This is a genomic window from Streptomyces sp. NPDC091377, assembly GCF_044757045.1.
Taxonomy (GTDB): Bacteria; Actinomycetota; Actinomycetes; order Streptomycetales; family Streptomycetaceae; genus Streptomyces.
The window spans coordinates 206,970-229,526 of the sequence record NZ_JBIVUE010000009.1 but is presented as its reverse complement, the minus strand read 5'-3'; the positions used below and the strand labels follow the sequence as shown (position 1 = coordinate 229,526).

Here is a 22,557-nt window from a genome sequence, read left to right as displayed (position 1 = left end):
AGTCATCCCTTGACTGCGGAGCCGGTGATGCCCTCGGTGAAGTACCGCTGGCCGACGAGATAGGCGCTGAAGATCGGTACGAACGCGATGACGGAACCGGCGAGGACCTGGTTGAGCGGTACCTGCTGCTGCTGGAGCGAGGCGATACCGACGGTGAGGGTGCGCATCTCCGTGCTCTGGCCGATGACCAGGGGCCACAGGAAGTCGTTCCAGTGCCACAGGAAGACGAAGGTGCCCAGGGTGGCGAGGATCGGTTTGAGCAGCGGCAGCACGATCCGGGCGAAGATCTGGAGTTCGTTGCAGCCGTCCAGCCGCGCGGCCTCGAACAGTTCGTCGGGCAGCCCCATGATGAACTGCCGCATCAGGAACACGGCCTGCGCGTTGGCGAGCGTCGGGACGATCAGCCCCCAGTAGCTGTCCACCCCGCCGAGCTTCGCGATGAGGATGAAGGTCGGGATCATCGTGACGTGGTACGGCACCATCACCATCGACAGGAACGACCAGAACATGGCCTCCCGCCCCGGGAACCGCTTCTTCGCGAAGGCGTAACCGGCGAGCGCGGCCAGCACCAGCGTGCCCACCACCGACACCAGCGAGTAGACGAGGGTGTTGAACAGCCAGCGCGGCACGTCCTGCGAGCCGAGGACCTCGCCGTACGCCCCGCCCTCCATCGGCCAGGGCAGCAGACTGCCCGGCAGGTCGACCGCGCCCTCCGGCTTCAGCGACAGCACCACCATCGCGTAGAACGGGAAGAGGGTGACGATCGACGCCAGCACCAGGAAGACCCCGCGGACCAGCTTGCCCCGGGCGCGCAGCCGCAGGGCGCTCGGCAGGGTGTCACGCTCCTTGGGCGGCCCCGGCGCGCGGCGGCGCCCCGGGGCGGGCACGGCCGTCGCCCCGGGGGCCGGGGACAGGGGTGCGGCGGCGGTCTTCACCGGATCCGCGGTCTCGGTGCTCCCGGCGGTGTTGCCCATGGTCACTGCTCCTTTCCGATGACCAGCCGCTGGATCCCGGCCACCACCAGCGTGAGGACGAACAGGACGCAGCCGATGGCGCTGGCGTAACCGAGGTCGAAGTACTTGAAGCCGGCGTCGTACAACTGGAAGACCAGGCTGTAGCTGGCGTTCGCCGGTCCGCCGCCGGTCATGAGGTAGACGGCGTCGAAGACCTGGAAACTGGCGGTGGTCTCGATCACGGCCAGGAAGAAGAACGAGCCCTTCAGCTGCGGGGCCACGATGTACCGGAAGCGCTGCCAGGGGCCCGCGCCGTCCATCAGCGCGGCCTCCTCCAGTTCGCGCGGCACCTCCTGGAGCCGGGCGAGCAGGATCAGCATGCCGTAGCCGCAGCGCGACCAGACGCCGACCAGCGCGATCGCGGGCAGCACCAGCGTGGAGTCACTGAGCCAGGACTGGTCGGGCAGGCCCAGCCACCCCATGACCGTGGACCACGGACCGTCGGTGGAGAAGATCCAGATGAACACGGTGGACGCCAGGATCAGACTGGTGACCACCGGCAGGAAGAACACCGAGCGGAAGAGCTTGGAGCCGAGGAACGCGCGGCGGGTCAGCAGCGCGAGCCCGAGCGACAGCCCGATGGTGACGGGCACCGCCATCACGGTGTAGAGGACGGTGACCTTGAGGGCCGACCAGAACACCGGGTCGTCCATGAGGCGCTGGAAGTTCTCCAGCCCGGTGAAGCTGGTCCCGGCGCCGAGGGTGTAGTCGGTGAAGCCGAGAAGGAGGCCCGCCGCCGCGGGCCCGAAACGGAAGGCGAGGAAGACCAGGAGCGCGGGCAGCACGAACAGCAGCCCGATCCTCGCCTCCCGTCGGGCGTGCGGCCCGCGGCGGACCTCGGTCGTGCGGGGGCGTTCCGCGACAGCGGCCACGGGACCTCCTTCGTACGGCGGTTGGGGTGCGGGTGGTCGGGACAGAGCGGGGGAGGCGAGGCGGGGTCGGGCCTCAGCGCTTGCGGGCGATGAGCTGGTCCGCCGCCTCGGCCGCCGCGTCGAGCGCGTCCTTCGGGCTCTTCTGGCCGAGCAGCGCTCCCTGCAACTCCGGCGCGAGCACCCCCATCACGTCACGCGCCGCCTTGTTCAGCGGCCCGACCTCGGTGGTGTCCAGCACCTTCGCGGTCTCCTGTTGCCGGGCGTCGTCCGGGTAGAGGTCGGCTGCCGCGGCGCGCGGCGGGAAGTAGCCCATGGGCTTCTGGAGTCCGGCGCTGTTCTTCTCCTGCGCCACGAACGACACCCATGTGCCCGCCGCGTCGGAGTCGCCGCCCTCGAAGACCGCGAGGGTGCCGACCGTGCCGTAGGCGACCTGGGCGTCCGCCTTCAGCGCCGGGCGCACCACGATGTTGTCCTCGCCCCAGAACGGCTCCACCTCGGAGGCCGAGTTCTGCCAGGTGCAGGCCACCTTGTTCTTCGCCAGGTCGGTCTGCTCCGTCTTCGGCGTGGTGGTGACCAGGTCCTTGGGCGCCCAGCCCTTGTCGATGAAGGTCTTCAGCCAGGTCAGCGCCTTCACCCCGGCCTCGCTGTTGAACGCGGCCTTCGAGCCGTCCTCGGAGAACACCTCCCCGCCCGCCTGCCACAGCAGCGGGTAGAAGGTCATGTTGAGCGTGGCGGTGGTGTCCCCGCTGTAGCTGGTGGCGTAGAACCCCTTCTCCTTGAGCCGGGGTGCGAGGGCGCTCAGCTCCTCCCAGGTGGTCGGGTACCGGTCGGTGAGACCCGCGTCCTGGAACACCTTCTTGTTGCACAGCAGCGGGTACGCCGACATCAGGACCGGCGTCGCGAGCGGGGTGTCGTCCACGGTGACCGCCTTCAGCGCGGCCGGGCGCAGCGCGTCGCGGTCCGCCTGGGACAGGTAGTCGCCGGCCGGGACCAGATGGCGCTGGTAGGCGGCGAGCTGGTCCGGGATCAGATAGGCCACGTCCGGGCCCTTGTTCGCGGCGAGCGCGGTGGCGAGCGCGGTGTCGCGGTTGGCCCAGGGGTAGGTGGAGACCTTTACCTCGATGTCGGGGTTCTCCTTCTCGAACGCCGCCACCAGGCCGTCCCAGTACGCCTTGTTGGCCTTCTCGTCGGCGATGACCGGGTAGACCCAGGTGTCGACGGTGCCGCCGCCCGAGGCGGAGGAGCCCGAGCCGCCGCAGGCGGTGAGTCCGGCGGCGGTGACGAGGGCGAGGGAGGTGCACGCCAGGGTTCTGCTCAGTTTCATGGTGGTTCGCTCTCCTGGTGAGGGTGGTCGGGAAGAAGTTCGGGGTGCGGGGCGCTCAGTGCTCGGGGACGTGCTCGACCGTGCCGAGCAGCCGGGAGCGTTCGGCGGCGAAGGCCGCGAGATGGCTGCTCAGCGACTCGGCGGGACCGGACCGGATGAACGAGCGGTCCCCGGTGGCCAGCGCGGCGACGAAGGACGCGATCAGCGCGGTGTCGCCGCCGCCGTGACCGTCCGCCGCGTTGGAGCCGGTGGCGGCCGTCTCGTGCACGGTCACGCTGTCGTCCCGGAAGTCATGGACGGTGACCCGTTCGCCGTCGCCGCGCAGCCAGCCGTGGCTGCCGAAGAGGCGGGTCTGCCGGTGGGTCTGCTCGGTGAAGGCGGACATGGTGAAGGTGCCGGTGAGCCCGCCCGTCAGCCGCATCGCCACCACCTGGTTGTCGACCACGTCGTTGTCGGCGCGGTAGACACAGCGTCCGTACGGTCCCGTGCGCAGTGCCTCGGTCAGCACGGCCTCGTCCTGCGGACCGTGGGCCCGGTCGGTGACATGGCTGACCGGCCACTGGCCGCCGGTGCGCCGCAGCGAGGGGTAGTAGAGCTTGCGGGCCGAGTAGGGGCAGTCGGTCTCGATGGAGACGGGGCAGGTCAGGCAGGTGTCGGTGGAGCCCTCCGGCGCGTTCTCGGGCCGGAAGTGGGCCAGCGAGCCGAAGCTGGCCACCGACTCGATCCGACGCCCCGTCACATAGGTGATCCAGTCCAGGTCGTGGCTGGACTTGGCGAGGATCATCGGGGACGACTCGTCCTGGCGCCGCCAAAGGCCGCGTACATAGCTGTGGGCGTAGTGCCACCAGCCGACCGGCTCCAGATGCTCGATCCCGGTGAGGGTGCCCAGCACTCCGCTGTCGACGACACTCTTCACCAGGTCGGTGTAGGGGGTGTAGCGCAGCACATGGCAGACCGCGAAGGGCACGCCGGTCGACTCCACACCGGTGACCAGGGCGCGGCACTCGTCCTCGGTGGGCGCGAGCGGCTTCTCCGTCATGACCGCGTATCCGGCCCGGGCCAGGGCGAGGACCGGCTCGACGTGCTCCCGGTCCTGGGTGCACACCAGCACGGCGTCGGCGATCCGCTCCCCGGTGGGGGAGGGCGCCACCAGTGCCCGCCAGTCGTCGTACGCGGCCACCGGTCCGGCGGCGCGTCCGGCGGCCCGCGCCCGGGCGCCCGGGTCGGGGTCGGCCACGGCGGTGAGCCGGGCGCGAGCGGGGTGGTCGTGGATCCAGTCGGTGTAGGTCAGGCCCCGGTTGCCCGCGCCGACGAGGGCGATCCGGACGGGCCGGTCCTCGCCCGACCGGTCGGCGGGGTGCTGGAGGGAGTCATCAGGCATGTCGGTCCACGGGTGCGCGAGAGGGCGGGTGGGGTAGGTGGGGGAGGGGGGGAGGGGGGTGCGGGTACGAGAACGGCGGATGCGGAACGGGCGGATCCGCCGACTCGTGGCGAGGGAACGGGCGGGTGCCCGGACGGGGCGGACGCGCTCGTCGGGCGCGGGTGGCGGGCCTCAGCCGAGCAGCAGGTTCCCCGCCTCGTGCCGGATCCGGTCGCCCTCGGGCGGCATCGCGGTACGGGTCGTACCGCTCTCGACGCATCCGCTGTGCAGCAGATGGCCGGTCCCTTCGAAGGCACCGGCGGCCAGTTCCAGCCGTCCTCCGGTGAAGGAGCAGTGCGCCGCCTGGTAGCGGTTGGTGCCTTCGGTGATCTTCAGATGGGCGGTGCCGGAGGCGGTGGTCTCGCCATGGAAGCCGTCCAGCCGCCAGGTGACGGTACGGTCGCCGCCGGTACGGCCGAGCAGCGCGCCCGCGCTGTTCGTCCCGGCGAACCGGGCCCCGTCACCGATCTGGATCTCCTGGTCCTTCGCCCCGTTCAGGACGAAGCCGGTGTCCCGGTAGCGGCCTCCGCCGATCGTGACGGAGGGGTGGGCGACGGTGCTGGGCCCGGCCTGGTCGGACGCCCCGGTGAGGACACAGCGGTCCAGCACCAGGTCCCCGGCACCCTTGAAGGCGGCGCCGTCGAGCCCGGTGAGGGTGACCCGCTCCAGGTGGACGGCCGTCCGCACGTCCTCCTGGGTGATCACCGAGCCCTTGCCCTGGTGGAAGGTGGAGTCGGCCACCACGGTGGCCCGCCGGGAGAGCGCGGACGCCTGGGTGATCACCAGGGGGCCGGAGGCGGTGCAGCCGCGGAGCTGAGCGCCGTCGGCGTTCACCCAGATCATCCCGGACCCGGGCTGCGCGTTGCCGATGACCCGGACGTCCTCCAGCGTGAGATCGGTGACCTCGACCCGGGCCACGAACCATGAGCACACATGCTGGCGTACGGTGATCCGCTTCGCGGCGGAGCCCCAGGCGGCGCCCGAGTTGGCGAAGGTCATCAGCCCCGAGTTGCCGGTGTAGACGAGGTCGTGCTCGAACTGGCCGTGGGTGACGAACGGGCCCTGGTCGTCGCCGTCGCCGTGGCAGTTGGTGACATAGCCGTAGGCGGAGGCGGTCCAGTCGTTGAGGTGGCGGGCGTTGGAGGCGTGGCAGTCCTCGACGTGGCCGTACAGGCAGTAGATCTGCTGGGTGAGATAGCCCGCGCCGCCCCAGGTGACGGAGGCGGGGTTGCGCAACTGGCACTGGTAGGTGTGGAAGGAGGTGCACCAGCGGCGCATCACGACCGGCCAGAAGGTGTCGGTGGCGTCGATGCCGGAGACGTCGCAGGACACGGCGTACTCGTAGGCCACGGGGTGGGAGCCGGTGTACTGGTCGCCGCCCGGCACGCCCTCGAACACCATGTTGCGCACATGGCTGCGCTCCACGGGCTCGACCCGGGTCCAGCGGAAGGTGCGGCCGGCCGCCAGTTCCCAGCCGGTCTTGTAGTTGACCCGGATGTGGGTGCCGTCGACCCGCTGGGTGATCTGGACGAGCCGTTGCACCTCGCGCTCGTACTTCCCCCCGCCCTTGACGGCGTCGACCTCCACGGCCCACCACTGACCGACCTCGAAGGCCCCCGCGTCGGGGACCTCGAAGACATCGGCGAGGTCGGGCATGGGGGCCGAGAGGGTGGCGTCGACCTGGGTGTCGGTGACCTTCCCCCGGAAGAGGAGGACCGCGCCGAAGGGGTTGTCGGCGGTGTTGCGCTCGATGCCGGTGGTGCGGACCCGGTGACCGCCGAAGTCCAGCTCGATCCCGGAGCGGGAGTAGGTGTGGCGCTTGGTGAACAGCAGATCGGTGTGGGCCTCGATCCGGTGCACCGACGGGTCGCCGACCAGCGCGTCCAGCGCGTCGTCGGCGGGGGTGTCGGCGTCGAAGTGGCCGAAGGCACGGAAGTCCACGACACCGTCGTGCAGTTGGAGCCAGCGGCCCCGCGCGCCGGCCCGGGCGGGGGCGAGGACGGTGCCGCCGTTGTGGCGGGCGGTGGAGGAGGCGTCCCAGCGCAGGGTCGCGCCACCTCCGTCACCCGGGGTGCGGTACCCGGCGACGACGGCGGTCTCGCCGTCCGCGAGCTGTCCGGGTGTCAGCTCGCGCAGGGCCTTGACCTGGGCGACGGCACGGATCCGCGCCGAACCCTTGACGGGCTTGTCCTCGCCGGGCCGGGCGGCGGCGGGGGCGGTACCGGCCGCCGTGGCGGCGATCAGCAGCCCGCCGATGCCACCGGCGCGCAGCAGATTGCGGCGCGTGTCGGCACGGTCGGCGGGGCGCGGGTCTGGGGCGTCCGGAAGGGGACGCGCGAGGGGGCGGGGCACAGAGCTCACGGGGTCCTCAGCCTTCGAGAGGGCGGGCAGAGTGAGGTGAGGGGGGACCCGCGGCGAGCGCCGGAGCACCGGACAGGGCCGGTACGTCACACAGGCGGATGGCTGAAAAAAAGGGGGGAGGTTCAAGAGGCCATGGAGCCGGGGGAGCAGCCCCGGGCGGTGAGACACCGACGTCCATGGGCCGAACGGAATACACCGCTCGACACGCCAGGAACCTAAACCGCCCCCGACGACCCGGTCAACCCCCCGGAGTTGGCCAATTCCCACCCACCCCAGGTGCGCGAGGAACTACGCAACGGCCGCCCCCTTGAAACAGGCCCCAGCCCCACCCACCCCAGGGGCGCGGGGAACTGCGCGACCAGCCCCCACCAACGGCCAGCCGCCACCCCACCGCAACCACCCCCCCCACCGGGCCATCCCCGCCCCCTGAAAACCGCCCCCAGCCCCACCCACCAGGGGCGCGGGGAACTGCGCAACCACCCCCCACCGACGGCCAGCCGCCCCCCACCGCAACCACCCCCACAGACGCCCACCGCCACCCCCCCCGCACCCACACCGACGCCCCCGCGTCACCCCCCGGCCGGGCCCCGCGTCACCCCCCGGCCGGCCCCCACGTCACCCCCCGGCCGAGCCCACGTCACCCCCCGTCCGGACCCCCGCGATACCCCAACGCCAAACTGATCCGCTGGGCGGCCGAACTCACCTGCCGCCCGATCTCCTGAAACCGCCAGCTCGGCTGATCCAGCTTGAGCCCCGTGACACTGATCGCCCCCGCGGTCCCACCCCGGTGGTCCCGCACGACACTGCCCACGCAGAAGATCCCGTCCGCGTCCTCCTCGTCGTCCAGCGCGTACTCGGACTGCCGGATGTCCCGCAGATGCGCGAGGAGGGTCTCCTCGTCGGTGATGGTGCGCGAGGTACGGCGGCGCAGCCCGGTGCGGGCGATCAGCGCCCGTGCCTCGTCCGTCGGCATCTCGGCGAGCAGCGCCTTGCCCAGCCCCGAGCAGTGCGGCAGCTCCCGCGTGCCCATCCGCAGGTCGAGCCGGGGGCCCTGCTCCAGGTCGACCTGGTCGATGACGACGGCGTGACCGTCCTCCAGCACGGCCACCCGGGAGGCCATCGCCGTGGCGCGGGTCAGCTCCAGCAGCACGGGCCGGGCGACGTCCCGCAGGGAGACCTGGGAGCGGGCCCGGTCCCCGAGCCGGGCGAGGGTCATACCGAGCCGGTAGCGGCGGTGCATGCCCTCGCCCTCGTCGGCGACCAGACCGTAGTGGCGCAGCGTCTGGAGGATGCCGAAGGCGGCGCTCTTGGAGATCCCGCACGCCTGGCCGACCTCGGTGACGCTCATGCCGTCCCCGGCGCCCCGGGTGGCGAGCGCCTCCAGGATCTCCGCGCCGCGCCCGACGGTCTTCACCCAGTACTTGGCGCGCTCGGCACCTTCGGGGCCGGCGCCCGCGGGACCGACCTCTTCGCTCTGACTGTTCTGCATATCCGAACAGGATAGCCCTGAGAGGCAGCCCTGTCCGCGAAACGACTCTTGACGACGCGAAAACGGCGATCTACAGTGACCCCACTGTTCGGCTATTTAGAACAGTGTTCTGAAAACAGCTTCAGGGGTCGACAAGAAACAGGACACCTGAGGCCGGAAACACCCGTACGCGACGACTGCCCGGGCGGATGGCACCCGCGGTCGGAGGCTGTGCAGAGCCCCCGGCCCGACCGACAGCAATCGACGCAAGGAGCACCGCATGACGCTCGCCGACCGCGCCCGCCGGGTCATCCCCGGAGGCGTCAACAGCGGCCAGCGCAGCATCCCCGGCTTCACCGATCTCGTGATCACCCGTACCAGGGGCGCCCGCTTCTGGGACCAGCACGGCCGGGAGTTCACCGACTACCACGCCGCCTTCGGACCGGCGCTGCTCGGCCACAACGACCCCGACGTGGCCGCCGCGACCGCCGCCGCCGGCACCGTGATCGCCCTGCCGGGCGTGGCCGTCACCGACGCCGAGGTCATCCTCGCCGAACGCCTCACCGAACTGGTCCCCTCCCTGGAGAAGGTGCTGCTCACCAGCACCGGCAGCGAGGCCACCTTCCACGCCCTGCGCGTGGCCCGCGCCGCCACCGGGCGCCGGCTGGTCGTCAAGTTCCAGGGCTGCTACCACGGCTGGCACGACTCCGTCAGCCTCAATGTCATCTCCGCCCCGGACCGGGTCGGCGCCCCTGACCCCACCTCCACCGGCATCCTCCCGGAGGTGCTCGACGCCACCCTCGTCCTGCGCTTCAACGACATCGCGGCCGTCCGCCAGGTCTTCGCCGACCACGGCGGCGACATCGCCGCCGTCATCCTCGAACCCGTCCCGCACAACGTCGGCGCGATCCTGCCCACCGACGCGTTCCTGCGCACCCTGCGCGAGGAGTGCACCAGGGCCGGCAGCGTGCTGGTCTTCGACGAGGTCATCACCGGCTTCCGGCACGCCCTCGGCGGATACCAGTCGATCTGCGGCATCACCCCCGACCTCACCACCCTCGGCAAGGCCATCGCCAACGGCGCCCCCATCGGCGCCCTCGGTGGACGCGCCGACCTGATGGACCTCTTCAGCACCCGTCCCGGCGGCCCCGCCTTCTTCGCCGGCACCTACAACGGCCACCCGCAGGTCGTCTCCGCCGCCCTCGCCACCCTGCGCAAGCTCAGCGAGGAACCCGTCCACGAACACACCTACCGGCTCGGCGAACGCGCCCGCACCGAACTCGCCGCGCTCTACCGCCGGCTGGACGTGCCCGCCGTCGTCACCGGCTTCGGCTCCGTCTTCGTCACCTACTTCATGACCGGCGCACCCCCGCGCAACTACGACGACCTCCTCGCCAACGACGCCGCCCGCTTCATCGGCGTCCGCCGCAACCTCACCGAGCACGGCGTCTTCGAACTCCCCCTCAACCTCAAGCGCAGCCACATCTCCTACGCGCACACCGACGCCGACATCGACCACCTCGTCGAGGCCACCGAGTCCGCCGTCCGCAAGACCCTCGCCGAGGGCGGGCCCGACGACCTCGCCCACACCTCCACCATGGGCGGAGCACAGCGCTGATGCTCACCGTCAACACCACCAGACCGGCCGGCCCCGCCGGACGCATCACCCGGATCGAGACCCTGGTCCTCGGCACCGCCTGGCGCGACTTCGGCTACGTCCGCCTCCACACCGACGAGGGTCTGACCGGCGTCGGCGAGATCACCCACCCCTACCGCGTCGCCGAGACCTGCCGGCTCACCGAGGCCATGGGCCGCCGCCATCTCCTCGGAGCCGACCCCTTCGACGTGGAGGAGATCTGGCTGCGCATGTACCAGGGCGACTTCCTGCGCGGCGGCGACGTCGGCGGAGTGGTCGTCTCCGGAGTCGACCAGGCCCTCCACGACCTCATGGGCAAAGCCCTCGGCCTGCCCGCCTACCGGCTGACCGGCGGCGCCGTCCGTGACCGGGTACGGGTCTACGCCAACGGCTGGTACACCGGCGAACGGGACCCGGACGTCTTCGCCGCCAAGGCCCGCGAGACCGTCGCCAAGGGCTACAGCGCGCTCAAGTTCGACCCCTTCGGCGCCGGCCTGACCCATCTGGAGAAGAGCGAACTGCGCCGCTCCCTCGACCTGGTCGCCGCCGTCCGGGACGCCGTCGGCCCCGACATCGACCTCTTCATCGAGGGCCACGCCCGCTTCGGCACCGGCACCGCCCGCCAACTGGTCCACGGGCTGGCACCGTACGACATCGGCTGGTTCGAGGAGCCGATGCCCTGGACCCACATCGAGCGCTACGCGGAACTGCGGGCCGTGGCGCCCTTCCCCCTCTCCGGCGGCGAGCACTTCCACAACCGTTACGAGTACAAGCAGCTCTTCGCCACCGGCGCCGTCGACATCGTCCAGCCCGACCTGTCGATGGCCGGCGGCTTCACCGAGGTCCGTAAGATCGCCGCCCAGGCCGACGCCCACGGCATGACCGTCGCGCCCCACAACTCCAACTCCCCGCTGTGCACCACCGCCTCGGTGCATGCCGCCCTCGGGATCACCAACTTCCAGATCCTGGAGACCTTCGACGGACTCCTCGAACCGTACGTCTTCGACGCGGTCAAGGGCGCCCTCCCCGTCGTGGACGGCCACATCGACCTGCCCACCGCACCCGGCCTGGGCATCGAACTCGTGGACGAGGTCTTCGCCGAGCACCCCCCGAGCCACCGGTTCTGGAACATGTTCGCCGAGGGCTGGGAGAAGAGGAACCGCACATGATCGTGGACGTGCACTCGCACCTCTTCCGGCACAGCCACGACTTCGATGACACCTTCCGCACCGAGTCCGCCCGCGCCCACGCCGGAGAGGTCGACCTCACGGTCCGCTTCGAGGAGTACGCCGCCACCGCCCCCGACGACACCCGGACCGTCGTCGTCGGCGGCAAGGCCCGCCGCAGCGGCCTGTGGGTCGAGGACGTCGCCGTCGCCGCCTACGTCAGCGCCCACCCCGACCGCCTCATCGGCTATCTCTCCGTCGACCCCACCCAGCCCGGCTGGCAGGACGAACTCCGCCACGGCCACCAGGAACTCGGCCTGCGCGGCATCAAGATCATGCCGATGTACGCCGGCTTCGACCCCGGCGACCCGCGGTACGACGACCTCTTCGCCTACGCCGAACGCCACCGCCTGCCGATGCTGGTGCACACCGGCACCACCTTCGTCTCCCAGGCACCCCTCGCCCACGCGCTGCCACGCCACCTCGACCCGGTCGCCATGCGCCACCCCGAACTGCGCATGGTCCTCGCCCACCTCGGCCACCCCTTCGAGGGCGAGTGCATCGCGGTCATCCGCAAACACCGCCATGTCTACGCCGACATCAGCGCCCTGCACTACCGCCCCTTCCAGCTCTGGCACAGCCTGCGGCTGGTCCAGGACTACGGCGTCTGGGACAAGCTCCTCTTCGGCAGCGACTACCCGTTCACCACCGTCGACGACTCCGTGGAAGGGCTGCGGAGGATCGCCCGCGTGCCGGGCATCCCCGGCCTCGACCCGCTCGACCAGGACGCGGTCGAAGCCCTCATCCACCGCCCGGCACTGGAGCTACTGGGCCTGGACTGACCCCGGACCGACACAGGGGCGGGCCGACGGACCCGCCCCTCACTCCACTCCACTCCAAGAATCCACCGACACAACGACCCCACCCCCCCCCGGGAGCGCCCCCTTGCACCGCTTCGACCTCACCGGCCGCACCGCCCTGGTGACCGGCGCCGCCCGGGGCCTCGGCCGGGCCCTGGCCCTCGCGCTGGCCGAGGCCGGCGCCGACCTCGTCCTCGTGGACCTGCCCGACGCACCCGGGCTCACCGAGACCGCCGACCTCGTCCGCGGCACCGGCCGCACCGCCCACCTCCACCCACAGGACCTCGCCCGCACCGACGAACTCACCGCGTTCGCCGACCGCGTCCGCGCCGCCGTCGGCCCGCTGCACATCCTGGTCAACAACGCGGGCGTCGCCGCCCTGGAGCGCTACAACGAGATCACCCCCGAGAGCTGGTCCCGGACCATGCGGGTCAACCTCGACGCCGTCTTCTTCCTCAGCCAGCGCGTCGCCGAACACATGGTCAAGGACGGGGTGGCGGGCCGCATCATCACCGTCACCTCCAAGAACGCACTGGTCGCCGAGGCCGGGCTCGCCCACTACAACGCCTCCAAGGCCGCCGCCGACTCACTCACCCAGACCCTCGCCATCGAACTGGCCCCGCACGGCATCACCGTGAACGCGCTGGCACCCGGCATGGTCGAGACCCCCATCGACGGGGAGTTCCCCTTCGACCGCGAGGCGTTCGAAGCCGCCTACCGCGAGCGGATCCCGCTCGGGCGCTACGCCCGCCCCGACGAATGCGCCGGGGCGCTGCTCCTCCTCGCCTCCGACGCGGGCAGTTATGTCACCGGCACCCGCATCGTGGTGGACGGCGGCGTCCTCGCCGACCAGATGCCCCGGACCCGCTTCATGCCGCCGTACCGCAACACCCTGGACCCCGACCGGCCACCGTCGCCCTGAGCCCGCCAAGTCCCCGCGGCGTAGACCGAGATGAGTCCAGGTCGGCCCTGATCACCACCGGGCCGGCGCGTGACCTGCCGTCAGGACCGTCAGGACCGTCAGGACCGTCAGGGCCGCCCGCGCCCGCCGTGGCCGCCCACCGCCCCGGTCCGGCCACGCCGACCAGGCAGCGGGCGCTCGTCCCGCAGCTTGTCCAGCGGGCGATCCGTGGTGGCCGGGGCTAAGGTCGGGCGCATGACTGATTACGGACGTCCCGTGGAGTTCGGGATCTTTCCCTCGCCGGACGCGGAACGGGCACAGGACGTCGTTGCGCTCGCAGAGCTGGCCGACCGCTCGGGGCTGGACCTCGTCGGTATCCAGGACCACCCCTACCAACAGCGCTTCCTCGACACCTTCGCGCTGATGGGGGTGATCCTGGGCCGCACCGAGCGCGTCCGGGTCTTCCCGGACGTGGCCAATCTGCCGCTGCGCCCGCCCACCGTGCTCGCCAAGGCCGCCGCGAGCCTCGATGTGCTCTCCGGCGGACGCTTCGAACTCGGCCTGGGCGCGGGCGCGTTCTGGGAGGCCATCGTCGCGATGGGCGGCCCCGGCAGGACCAAGGGCGAGGCCGCGGGCGCGCTGGGTGAGGCGGTCGACATCATCCGCTTGATGTGGTCGGGCGAGCGTGCGATCCGCTACGACGGCCGCCACTACCAGGTGTCCGGCGCCCACCCCGGGCCCGTTCCCGCCCACGACATGGGCATCTGGCTGGGTGTCCTCGGACCCCGGCTGCAACATCTGCTGGGTCGCAAGGCCGACGGCTGGTGCCCCTCCGCCGCTTACGCCCCGCCGGAGCAGCTGCCCGCCATGCACCGGCGCATCGACGAGGGCGCGGCCGAGGCGGGCCGCGACCCCCGGGAGATCCGCCGCCTCTACAACGTCTTCGGCGCCATCACCGACGGCGCCAGGGACGGCTATCTGGTCGGGCCGCCCGAGATGTGGGTGGCCGAGCTGACCTCCCTCGTCGTGGAGCACGGGATGGACACCTTCGTCTTCGGCGTCCAGGGCGACGACCCGGACCAGTACCGCCGGTGGGCGCTGGAGATCGCCCCCGCCGTGCGCGAGGCGGTCGCCGAGCACCGGGGCACGTCCGGCTGAACCCGGCCCGGACGGTGAGATCGACGCACCCGGCCCGGCCCGCGGGAAGGACGCGGGCCGGACCGTTCTCCGTGGGGACGGGGGGACGGGGCGGGATCAGTCGAGCTGATGGACCCGGTAGGTGTCCAGTTCGTAGCGGGCGCTCACGATGGCCAACTTCCCCGCGTCCACCTCGGCGGCGAGGTCGGGCTCGGCGGCCAGCCGTGAGGTGATGAGGCGTACGTTGGCGTCGACCGTCGCGTCGACCCGGGCGTCGCCCTCCTTGGTGTGGTCGATCGCCGGCGTTATCTGGTCGGCCAGATACTGGATGTGGTCGGGCAGCCGCTCCCCGGACTCCTCGGCCTCGACGGCGGCCCGCACGGCGCCGCACGACTGATGGCCCAGCACCATGACCAGCGGGATGCCCAGTTCGAGCACCCCGAAGGCGACGCTGCCGAGCACGGCCTCGTCCAGTACCTCACCGGCGGTGCGCACGGTCATCAGATCGCCGAGCCCCTGGTCGAAGACATGCTCCGGAGGCACCCGCGAGTCGATGCAGCCCAGCACGATCGCGAAGGGGTGCTGACCCGACACCAGCGCCTTGCGTACGGCGGGTGATTCGTCCGGGTGCTTCTCGCGGAAGGTGCGCCAGCGCCGGTTGCCCCGGGCGAGTTCCTTGAGAACGTCCTCGGGGGTGGTGGGGCGCGGACGGGTACCGCCGGCGGGGGTGGCCGCGCGGGCGGGGGCGGCGCCGATCGTGAGTCCGGCGCCGAGGACCGCGGCGCCGGTGAGCGCCGTGCGGAGGAGGGTACGCCGAGCCGGGGGCGCCGGAGCCGGGGTGCCGGCGGGCGGGTGGTGGGCGTCGGCTGCGCGAGGAGTGCCATCGATGTTCACATCTGAAGAACGTATGCCCGATGACTCGATCCAATGTTCACGTTACTGAATCATGGTCGAGCGGGATGATGATGTGACTGTGGCTTGAACCATCCTTGGCGCAGACAAGATCAACTCTTGGGCGGGGCGGCGCAACCAGCGGGCGCCGCACCCCGGACCGCACCCCGGACCGCACCCCGGGCATCGCCCCGGACCTCCCCCGGACAGGGCGGGTTGGGTACCGTCGCGCCATGCACTTCTACCTCCATGCGCAGGACAGGCCAGGCGTCGGAGCGGAACTGGTCGCCCGGTCCGAGGAGCACTGGTCGTACATGGACCGCTTCGCCGACCGCCTCGTCCTGCGCGGACCGACCCTCTCCGACGACGGCGAGGAGCACACCGGAAGCGTCCACGTCGTGGACCTGTCCGGCCGCGCGGACGCCGAGCGCTTCGGCCACGAGGAGCCGTTCTGGCGGGCCGGTCTCTACGCGGACATCGTCATCTCCCGAACGGTCGTCCTGCGTTCCGGGGCCACGGGGACCTCGACCGCCCTCGTGACCGGCCGATGGTCCCCCGCCCCGCATCGCACGGACGGCCTCACCCTCCCCGACGGCAGCCGCGTCGACTTCCTCGCCACCCTCGTGGACGACGAGTCGGCCCGCACGACCGGGATCGTCGCCGCCGTGAGCGCCCCGCCCGACGAGGCCGTGTCCGTCGTCCAGCCGCTCGCCGACCGGCTCGCCGGCCGACCGGTCACCCTCACCGCGCACCGCTGGCAGCGCGGGGGCCGCTCGTAGGCCACGGACGAGTACGGCGGCGGGGGGCTCTGCGCGGCGCGGCGCCGCGTGGTCACCTTCAGGTTCCTGGGTCACCGAAAAGTGCGTTCTTCCACGTCAGCCTGGACTCTCCTACGGTTCCCGAGTAACCCCAGGAGAGCGAGGAGCGCTCTCCGTGCCCCGGCCGCAGTGCCGTGGGTACCCCTGACGAGGAGGAGTGCGACATGGCCGTCACCCTGGTGGATCCGAGCGGGCTGCCGAAGATCGACGTGTACCGGCAGGTGGCGATCGCGACCGGCTCGCGGCTGGTCTTCGTGGCCGGTCAGGTCGCCTGGGACGCCGAGGGGACGACTGTCGGCGCGGGTGATCTCGCCGCCCAGGTCGAGCAGTGCTACCTCAATGTGGCCACGGCCCTCGCCGAGGCGGGCGGCACCTTCGACGACGTGGTGAAGCTGACGGTCTACGTCGTCGACTGGACGCCCGACAAGATGCCCCGGTTCCTGGCCGGGGTCGAGCGCGCGTCGGCCAGGCTGGGAGCCACCCCGGTCCCGCCCGGCACCCTGGTGGGGGTCGCCGCGCTGGACGTGCCCGAGCACCTGGTCGAGGTCGAGGCGACGGCCGTGCTCGACTGAGCCCGTGAGCCCGTGAGCCCGTGAGCCCGTGAGCCCGTGAGCCCGTGAGCCCGTGAGCCCGTGAGCCCGTGAGCCCGTGAGCCCGTGAGCCCCGGCGTCCCAGGTGTTCAGGCGTTCAGGTCGTCCGCGAAATGCCGGAATCCGTGCCGCTCGGTGTGCAACCGCCACAGCGTGTCCGCGAGCACGGCCGGGTCCTTGCGCGGGTGTCCCGGGACGATCGCGCCGGGGATGACGAGCTGGGCGACATGGATGCCGTCGGCGGCGAGTGTGTCGTGCAGGAGATGGCCGTAGGCGCTCTGGGCGGCGAAGGCGAGGGACGTGCCCGTCCGCTCGGGGTGGGGGACCACGGCCGTGCCGCCGTTGACGAACAGGACCGTGCCCCGGCCCAGCTCCCGCATCCCCGGCAGCACCGCGCGCACGGCGGTGACCGGCCCGTAGACCGAGAACTCGATGGGGCCGGTCAGTTCGTCGGGGCCGGTCTCCAGCACCGGCAGCATGAAGTCCCGTTGCGGCACCGGGCTGTACTGGAGTACCTCGATCGGGCCGAGCGCCGCCGAGGCGGCGTCCAGCGCGGCGGACAGCGCACCCGGGGCGCGGACGTCGGCGGTGAAGGCACGGGCCGTGACGCCCTCGCGGCCCAACTCGGCGGCGAGGGCCTCGGTGCGTTCCCGGTCGCGGGCGATGAGGGCCACGGTGAATCCCTCGCGTCCGAAGCGCCGGGCGACGGCCGTGCCGAGACCGGGTCCGGCCCCGATGATGGCGATGGTGGTCATGAACCACACCTCCTAGCACGACCGGCACCCGATACCCCTCACCGACGCGCGCTCGACCCGGACCGGACAAGCGGATGCGGTGCCGTCCGGGCCCGCGTCGGCACGGAAGCCGGGGTCGGTCAGCCCGCTGGACTCGCCGTACCGCACGTCCCGGTGCGGCGCCTTGCCACCCACCGGCACGAGCACGTACGGCCGCCCTTTCTCGCCGGTCAGGGTCACCGGCCCGTCCCGCGCGGTCACCCGGGTCACCCTCGCCCGTCCCTGGTCGGTGAGTTCGTGGAGAGTGAAGCGCTGGTTCCGCGCGAGCTGGACACCATCGCACCCGCTGGGCCGCGCGATCGTCGCGTACGCGGTGCGGAACCGGACCGGTCGCCCGCTGCCGGAGGTGGCCGACCGCACCGCTACGACGGGCCAGGGCGTGCGGCCGTGCCGAAGGGCAATTGGTCGAGGTTGTCGCACCGGACGGCGAACTGCCCGAGGCCCCGGCGGATGCTCTCTCCACAGCGGAGACTGCGGCGCACCCACCCGTCCTGGTCTGCGTGGACGGGCGGACGCAGGCGCTGATCGCGGCCGGTGACGTCATACGGCCAGGGAGCTACGGCACCGTGGACCGGCTGTGCCAGCCAGGGGCCTGTCGTTTGGATCAGCCCGGCTGTCAGGAAGTGGTGCTGTCCGGCCCGGCCGAGCGGGGTCTTGAGGGCCTGGGAATGCCCCCAGGGCGGCACGGGTGGGCGCAGCGGCACCCCGCAAGCGCCGGGCTGCGCACCCACCCCGCCCCAGCCCGGCAGCTCCGGAAAGTGGACATCCCGGGAACTCACCCCCATCCTCCCCCGACGTCTGAGACGGAGGCTGCTGCTCGGCAGCCCACCTGTGGGGAGGATTCGTATGTCCGGCAGCTCCCGGAACGAGGACCGCTGGTCCCTGGTGGCCGTAGCGGGCGTGCTCTCGTTCGTGGCGATGCTGGACATGAACATCGTCAACGTCGCACTCTCGGACATCGCCGACGGCCTGAACGTCTCCCCCGCGACCGCGCAGTGGGCGGTGCTGGGCTACCAACTGCCCGTCGTCGCGCTGCTGCTGCCGGTCGGCCGGTGGCTGGACGGGGTGGGCCTGCGGGCCGCGCTGCTGTCCGCCGCCGCCGGTTTCGCCCTGTGCAGCACCGCGGCCGCCCTGGCGCCGTGGGCGGCCTGGCTGATTGCGGCCCGGGTCGGGCAGGGCGCGTGTGCGGCGGTGCTGTTCGTGCTGATGCCGGTGCTGGCGATGAGGTCGGTACGGCCCGAGGCGCGCGGGCGGGCGATGAGCGTACCCGCGACCCTCGGCCCGCTCGGCGCGGTGACCGGGTCGGCGGTGGGCGGGCTGCTCCTCGACCAACTGGGCTGGCGCTGGGTGTTCCTGGTCAAGATTCCGTTCTGCCTGCTGGCGCTGCTCGTGGTGCGACGGACGATGCCCCGGGACGGCCGGCTGCACGCCCCCGACCGGCGATCGCTGGCCGACTCCTCCCTCGTGGCCGCCGGCGTCACGGTCCTGCTCCTCGCCCTGACCCTCGCCTCCGACGGCCCCGCCTGGCTGGCGCTCGCCGTCGCCGCCGTACCGCCCCTGTGGTGGTGGCTGCGCGGACCCGGCGGCCGCCCGGTGACCGGGGCCCTGCGGGCCTCGGGGCTGCTGTCGGTGCACGGCGCGGTGCTGTCGATGGCCGCCGGGTTCGCCGCCATGCACTACGTCGTCGCCCAGCACCTTCAGCGGGAGGACGGGGTCAGCGCCACCGCCACCGGGCTGACCGTGCTGGCTTCCCCCTCGGCATGGGCCTGGCGGGCCCCCTGGGCGGACGGCTCGCCGACCGGTACGGCCCCCGGCGCGTCGCCGTCCTCGGCGCCTGCCTCACCGCCCTCGGCCTGCTCCTGCTCGTTCCGCTGGGCGACGGCTGGTCACCGTCCGACGTGGCCTGGCGGCTGGCGCTGGCCGGCGTCGGCATGGGCCTGAACGGCGGCCCCATCCAGGCCCTCGTCATGGGCGCCGCCCCGCCCGCCCGGGCCGCCACGATCGGGTCGGCCATGCAACTCGCCCGCAGCCTCGGTTTCACACTCGGTCCGGCCCTGGCGACAGCCGCCTGGGGCCTGGCGGGTTCGTCGGGCGGGGCGCGGGCCGGGCTGGCGCTGGCCGCGGGCGCCGCCTGTCTCGCCGTACCCCTGCTCGCCCTGTCCGCCCGTCCGGGTGCCCGAGAAGTCCGTCGCCGTACCCCTCACCCAGGAGTAGCCCCATGTGTGGAATCACCGGCTGGGCGTCCTTCCACCACGACGTCCGCCCGCAGACGCGGGTCATCGAAGCCATGACCGCCACCCTCACCCCGCGCGGCCCCGACGCGGGCGGCGTCTGGCTCGGCGAGCACGCCGCGATCGGCCACCGGCGGCTGGCCGTCATCGATGTCGAGGGCGGCGCCCAGCCGATGCCCGACCGGCCCGGCGTGCCGACCGCCGTGCTCAGTTACAGCGGCGAGGTGTACAACCATCACGAACTGCGGGCCGAGCTCCGTGGGCGCGGCCATAGCTTCCGCACGCGCAGCGACACCGAGGTGGTGCTGCGCGCGTACGCCGAATGGGGCGAGGGCCTCGGCGAGCACCTGGACGGCATGTTCGCCTTCGCCGTCTGGGACGAACGGGCGCAGCGGCTGCTGCTGGTGCGCGACCGGCTCGGCGTCAAGCCGCTGTTCTGGGCCGCGGTCGACGGCGGGCTGGCCTTCGCCTCCGAGCCCAAGGCCCTGTTCGCCCATCCGGAGTTACGGCCCCGGGTGGACGCGGACGGACTCCGGGAGGCGTACAGCCTGCTGTTCAACACCGGCCCCACGGTGTGGTCGGGCGTCCGCGAGGTGGAGCCGGGCGGCCTGCTCCTGCTGGACCGGGACGGCATCCGTGAACGCCGCTACTGGCAGCTGGAGATCGGTCGGCACACCGACGACCGGGAGGCCACCGTCGAACGCGTCGGGCAGCTGGTGGGCGCCGCCGCACGCAGTCAGCTGGAGGCCGACGTCCCGCTGTGCAGCCTGATGTCCGGCGGGATCGACTCCACCGTGCTGACCGCCCTGCTCGCCGACGAACTCCGGCTGCGCGAGGGGCCGGACGCCCGCATCCGTTCGTACGCCGTCGACTACAGCGACCAGGCCGAGCAGTTCACCGGCGACGTGCTGCGCACCGGTCACGACACCCCGTACGCCACGGAAGCGGGCGCCTTCATCGGCACCGATCACTCCACGGTCGTCCTCGACCCGCGCTCCCTGCTCGACCTCAAGCACCGGCGGGCGGTCGTCGTGGCCCGGGACTCGCCGATCGGCGTCGGCGACATGGACACCTCGCTGTACCTGCTCTTCGGCGAGATCCGCCGGCACTCCACCGTCGCCCTGTCCGGCGAGGCCGCCGACGAGGTGTTCGGCGGCTACCCGTGGTTTCACCACCCCAAGGCGCTGAACGCCGGCACCTTCCCCTGGCTTCTGGTCACCGGGGACGAGGCCGCCATGCCGCTCAACCCGGAACTCGCGCTGCGGATCGGCGAGTTCCGCGCCGACACCTACCGTAGCGCCCTGGCCGAGGTTCCCCACCTGGACGACGAGACGCCTGCTGAGCACCGGCAGCGCGAGATGCAGTACCTGTCCCTGACCCGCTGGCTGCGCCAACTGCTGCACCGCAAGGACCGGCTGAGCATGGCACAGGGACTGGAGGTGCGCGTCCCTTACTGCGACCACCGCCTGGTCGAGTACGCCTTCGCCACCCCGTGGGACCTGAAGAGCTTCGACGGCCGGGAGAAGAGCCTGTTGCGCGCGATGGGCGCCGGCCTCGCGCCGGACTCGGTGCTGTACCGGCCCAAGAACCACTATCCGGCCACGCACCACCCCGACTACAACCGCGGACTGCAGATGATGGCCCGCGACGCGCTCGCCGATGACCAGGTCCGCGCCATCGCCGACGAGACCCGGATCAAGCCCTGCCTGGACACCCCGGCGGACCGACTGGAATGGGGCCACCGCCTGCGTCTTGAGCGGGTCGTCGACCTGGCGCTGTGGCTGAACCACCACAAGCCGGAACTCGCCGTGTGAGGAGCCCGGTTCATGACGCGGGCCAAGGAAGGCGGTGATGCCGTCGACAGGACGAGAGAGGGAAGGGGACAGGTGGTCCCGCAGCTGGTGAGGTGTGCCGTCTCCTCGCCCGTCACCAAGGCCCGCACCTGTGGAGCGGCTCGGCCGTGACGGACGGTGTCAGAGGAGGCGGAGGCGGACCGGCGGGCCTCTGCGGGAGGCGACGTGATGGAGGAGGATCCGGACCGGTGCCGGGACCTCGTCGTGCGCCGGCGGCCCGGCGTCCGGGCGCCGCTTCGAGGCGGCGGCCGCGGTGAGCCGCCCGGCCAGCTCCAGCGGAGCGCAGAGGAGGAGCAGCAGCACACGCCCGAGGCGGACCACGGCGGCGTCCCCCCGCCACATCCACAGCCCGCACAGCAGCCCGGCCGCGACGTGCGCCAGCGACACCGCGGTGGAGGCGTCGTGCATGGCTGCCGTGGCCAACCGGTCGCCCAGCGGGGAAGCGGCCTCCACAGCGTGGTGGCGCCGGTCCATCGCCTCGTCGGAGTGCGCCGAGTGGGCCGGAGAGCGCGGTGTGCCGTGCGCGCGCCGGTGGCCGGCGGGCAGTTGGGACGCGGTGAAGGCCGCGTGCAGTGCGAACTGGGTGACCACTGTCGCGCCGATCACCACGGCGGATCCGCGTGCGCGGTCCGACAGCCACCAGGCGAGGGCGAGCACCGCGGCGAAGGCTCCCGCCACGACCCGGACCGGAAGCGCGTGTCCGGTCGTCAGGGCGTGCCCGGCCGCCGTCGTCGTCGCACAGACCGCCGCGAAGACCGCGGAGCGAGTGAGAGGGACGGCGGATGCCGTTGCCAGGGAGGCCATGGTGGCAATGGTGCCATTCATGCGCGGACACCGCGGCGATGGCGTGCGCTCCGGCATCTTGAGGGTGCCGTTTGACCGCCGGTACGGAACCTGTTCCCGGGCCTCGCACGCGGGACGGAGTAGCACCTGATCAACATGAGCTTCCCAGCTGCGCACGGTTCCGCCGCCCTCGCCCCGGGGCTGGCCGGAAGGTGAACCGAATCGCTGAACGACGCTGCCCATGATCGGTATGTCGATTAGATTTCAACCTGCGTTACGGGGAATTGCAGACAAGGGGGCCATGTGCTGTCTGACGCAAGATGGACGCGATTGTGCTTGGGGTGCGCTGAGTCGCCTGACCACCGAGCCTGTGATGGACGATGACGGTCAAGTCATCGCAAAGTGGTGACCAGCGGGGCGTAAAGGGACCTTCCCGCCC

Annotated in this window: 19 protein-coding genes and 1 pseudogene; 10 read left to right on the top strand and 10 right to left on the bottom strand. The window is 72.0% G+C overall.

Features of this window, described 5'->3' with window-relative positions:
- Positions 1-2: 2 nt before the first annotated feature.
- From ACIQNG_RS21710 to ACIQNG_RS21685, 6 genes are all read right to left on the bottom strand, one after another.
- Positions 3-974: a carbohydrate ABC transporter permease gene (locus ACIQNG_RS21710; RefSeq protein ID WP_401487023.1), complete on the bottom strand. Its 972-nt coding sequence runs from the start codon at positions 972-974 to the stop codon at positions 3-5.
- A gap of 2 nt (positions 975-976) precedes the next feature.
- The gene (locus ACIQNG_RS21705) at positions 977-1,885 is read right to left on the bottom strand and encodes a carbohydrate ABC transporter permease (protein ID WP_401434760.1); all 909 of its coding nucleotides are present in this window, start codon (positions 1,883-1,885) and stop codon (positions 977-979) included.
- A gap of 73 nt (positions 1,886-1,958) precedes the next feature.
- A complete protein-coding gene (locus tag ACIQNG_RS21700; protein WP_401487021.1) occupies positions 1,959-3,209 on the bottom strand; it encodes an extracellular solute-binding protein in 1,251 nt (416 codons plus the stop codon).
- 55 nt (positions 3,210-3,264) lie between these two features.
- Positions 3,265-4,590, bottom strand: a complete 1,326-nt coding sequence (locus tag ACIQNG_RS21695) for a Gfo/Idh/MocA family protein (RefSeq protein ID WP_401487019.1) — start codon at positions 4,588-4,590, stop codon at positions 3,265-3,267.
- 171 nt (positions 4,591-4,761) lie between these two features.
- A complete protein-coding gene (locus tag ACIQNG_RS21690; RefSeq protein ID WP_401487163.1) occupies positions 4,762-6,570 on the bottom strand; it encodes a peptidase C14 in 1,809 nt (602 codons plus the stop codon).
- 1,057 nt (positions 6,571-7,627) lie between these two features.
- Positions 7,628-8,479, bottom strand: coding sequence for an IclR family transcriptional regulator (locus ACIQNG_RS21685; protein WP_401487017.1), 852 nt, complete (start codon positions 8,477-8,479; stop codon positions 7,628-7,630).
- A gap of 259 nt (positions 8,480-8,738) precedes the next feature.
- Here ACIQNG_RS21685 and ACIQNG_RS21680 point away from each other — a divergent pair, with 259 nt between their 5' ends.
- The 5 genes from ACIQNG_RS21680 (at position 8,739) to ACIQNG_RS21660 (ending at position 14,179) form a co-directional block, all read left to right on the top strand.
- Positions 8,739-10,076: an aspartate aminotransferase family protein gene (locus ACIQNG_RS21680; RefSeq protein ID WP_401487015.1), complete on the top strand. Its 1,338-nt coding sequence runs from the start codon at positions 8,739-8,741 to the stop codon at positions 10,074-10,076.
- On the top strand, positions 10,076-11,263 hold the full coding sequence (locus ACIQNG_RS21675; protein WP_401487013.1) for a mandelate racemase/muconate lactonizing enzyme family protein: 1,188 nt from the start codon (positions 10,076-10,078) through the stop codon (positions 11,261-11,263). Before ACIQNG_RS21680 ends, ACIQNG_RS21675 begins: the two co-directional genes overlap by 1 nt.
- A complete protein-coding gene (locus ACIQNG_RS21670; protein WP_401434778.1) occupies positions 11,260-12,102 on the top strand; it encodes an amidohydrolase family protein in 843 nt (280 codons plus the stop codon). The genes ACIQNG_RS21675 and ACIQNG_RS21670 overlap by 4 nt, the downstream gene beginning before the upstream one ends.
- 103 nt (positions 12,103-12,205) lie before the next feature.
- Positions 12,206-13,042: an SDR family NAD(P)-dependent oxidoreductase gene (locus tag ACIQNG_RS21665; protein WP_401487011.1), complete on the top strand. Its 837-nt coding sequence runs from the start codon at positions 12,206-12,208 to the stop codon at positions 13,040-13,042.
- 234 nt (positions 13,043-13,276) lie between these two features.
- Entirely contained in the window at positions 13,277-14,179 is a 903-nt protein-coding gene (locus ACIQNG_RS21660; protein ID WP_401487009.1) for an LLM class flavin-dependent oxidoreductase, read from the top strand.
- Between the two features lie 96 nt (positions 14,180-14,275).
- Here the strand turns inward: ACIQNG_RS21660 and ACIQNG_RS21655 are convergent, their stop codons facing one another.
- Positions 14,276-15,052, bottom strand: a complete 777-nt coding sequence (locus tag ACIQNG_RS21655) for a carbonic anhydrase (protein WP_401434785.1) — start codon at positions 15,050-15,052, stop codon at positions 14,276-14,278.
- A gap of 230 nt (positions 15,053-15,282) precedes the next feature.
- On the opposite strand from ACIQNG_RS21655, the gene ACIQNG_RS21650 reads away from it, so the two are divergent.
- Together ACIQNG_RS21650 and ACIQNG_RS21645 are read left to right on the top strand one after the other, a co-directional pair.
- A complete protein-coding gene (locus tag ACIQNG_RS21650; RefSeq protein ID WP_401487007.1) occupies positions 15,283-15,828 on the top strand; it encodes a YciI family protein in 546 nt (181 codons plus the stop codon).
- Positions 15,829-16,031: 203 nt separating this feature from the next.
- Complete coding sequence (locus tag ACIQNG_RS21645; RefSeq protein ID WP_401434789.1) at positions 16,032-16,439, top strand: RidA family protein; 408 nt, start codon at positions 16,032-16,034, stop codon at positions 16,437-16,439.
- Between the two features lie 107 nt (positions 16,440-16,546).
- Here ACIQNG_RS21645 and ACIQNG_RS21640 read toward each other — a convergent pair whose 3' ends face one another.
- The gene (locus ACIQNG_RS21640) at positions 16,547-17,212 is read right to left on the bottom strand and encodes an SDR family NAD(P)-dependent oxidoreductase (RefSeq protein WP_401487005.1); all 666 of its coding nucleotides are present in this window, start codon (positions 17,210-17,212) and stop codon (positions 16,547-16,549) included.
- A 12-nt stretch (positions 17,213-17,224) separates the two neighbouring features.
- Entirely contained in the window at positions 17,225-17,611 is a 387-nt protein-coding gene (locus ACIQNG_RS21635) for a hypothetical protein (protein WP_401487003.1), read from the bottom strand.
- Positions 17,612-18,097: 486 nt separating this feature from the next.
- Between ACIQNG_RS21635 and ACIQNG_RS21630 the strand changes: the two are divergent.
- The 3 genes and pseudogenes from ACIQNG_RS21630 to asnB form a co-directional block, all read left to right on the top strand.
- Positions 18,098-18,811, top strand: a pseudogene (locus tag ACIQNG_RS21630) (MFS transporter); the annotation flags it as partial.
- A gap of 200 nt (positions 18,812-19,011) precedes the next feature.
- On the top strand, positions 19,012-19,542 hold the full coding sequence (locus tag ACIQNG_RS21625) for an MFS transporter (RefSeq protein WP_401487001.1): 531 nt from the start codon (positions 19,012-19,014) through the stop codon (positions 19,540-19,542).
- On the top strand, positions 19,470-21,296 hold the full coding sequence (asnB, locus tag ACIQNG_RS21620) for an asparagine synthase (glutamine-hydrolyzing) (protein WP_401486999.1): 1,827 nt from the start codon (positions 19,470-19,472) through the stop codon (positions 21,294-21,296). The genes ACIQNG_RS21625 and asnB overlap by 73 nt, the downstream gene beginning before the upstream one ends.
- Positions 21,297-21,455: 159 nt before the next feature.
- Here the strand turns inward: asnB and ACIQNG_RS21615 are convergent, their stop codons facing one another.
- Positions 21,456-22,139, bottom strand: a complete 684-nt coding sequence (locus ACIQNG_RS21615) for a hypothetical protein (RefSeq protein ID WP_401486997.1) — start codon at positions 22,137-22,139, stop codon at positions 21,456-21,458.
- Positions 22,140-22,557: the final 418 nt, after the last annotated feature.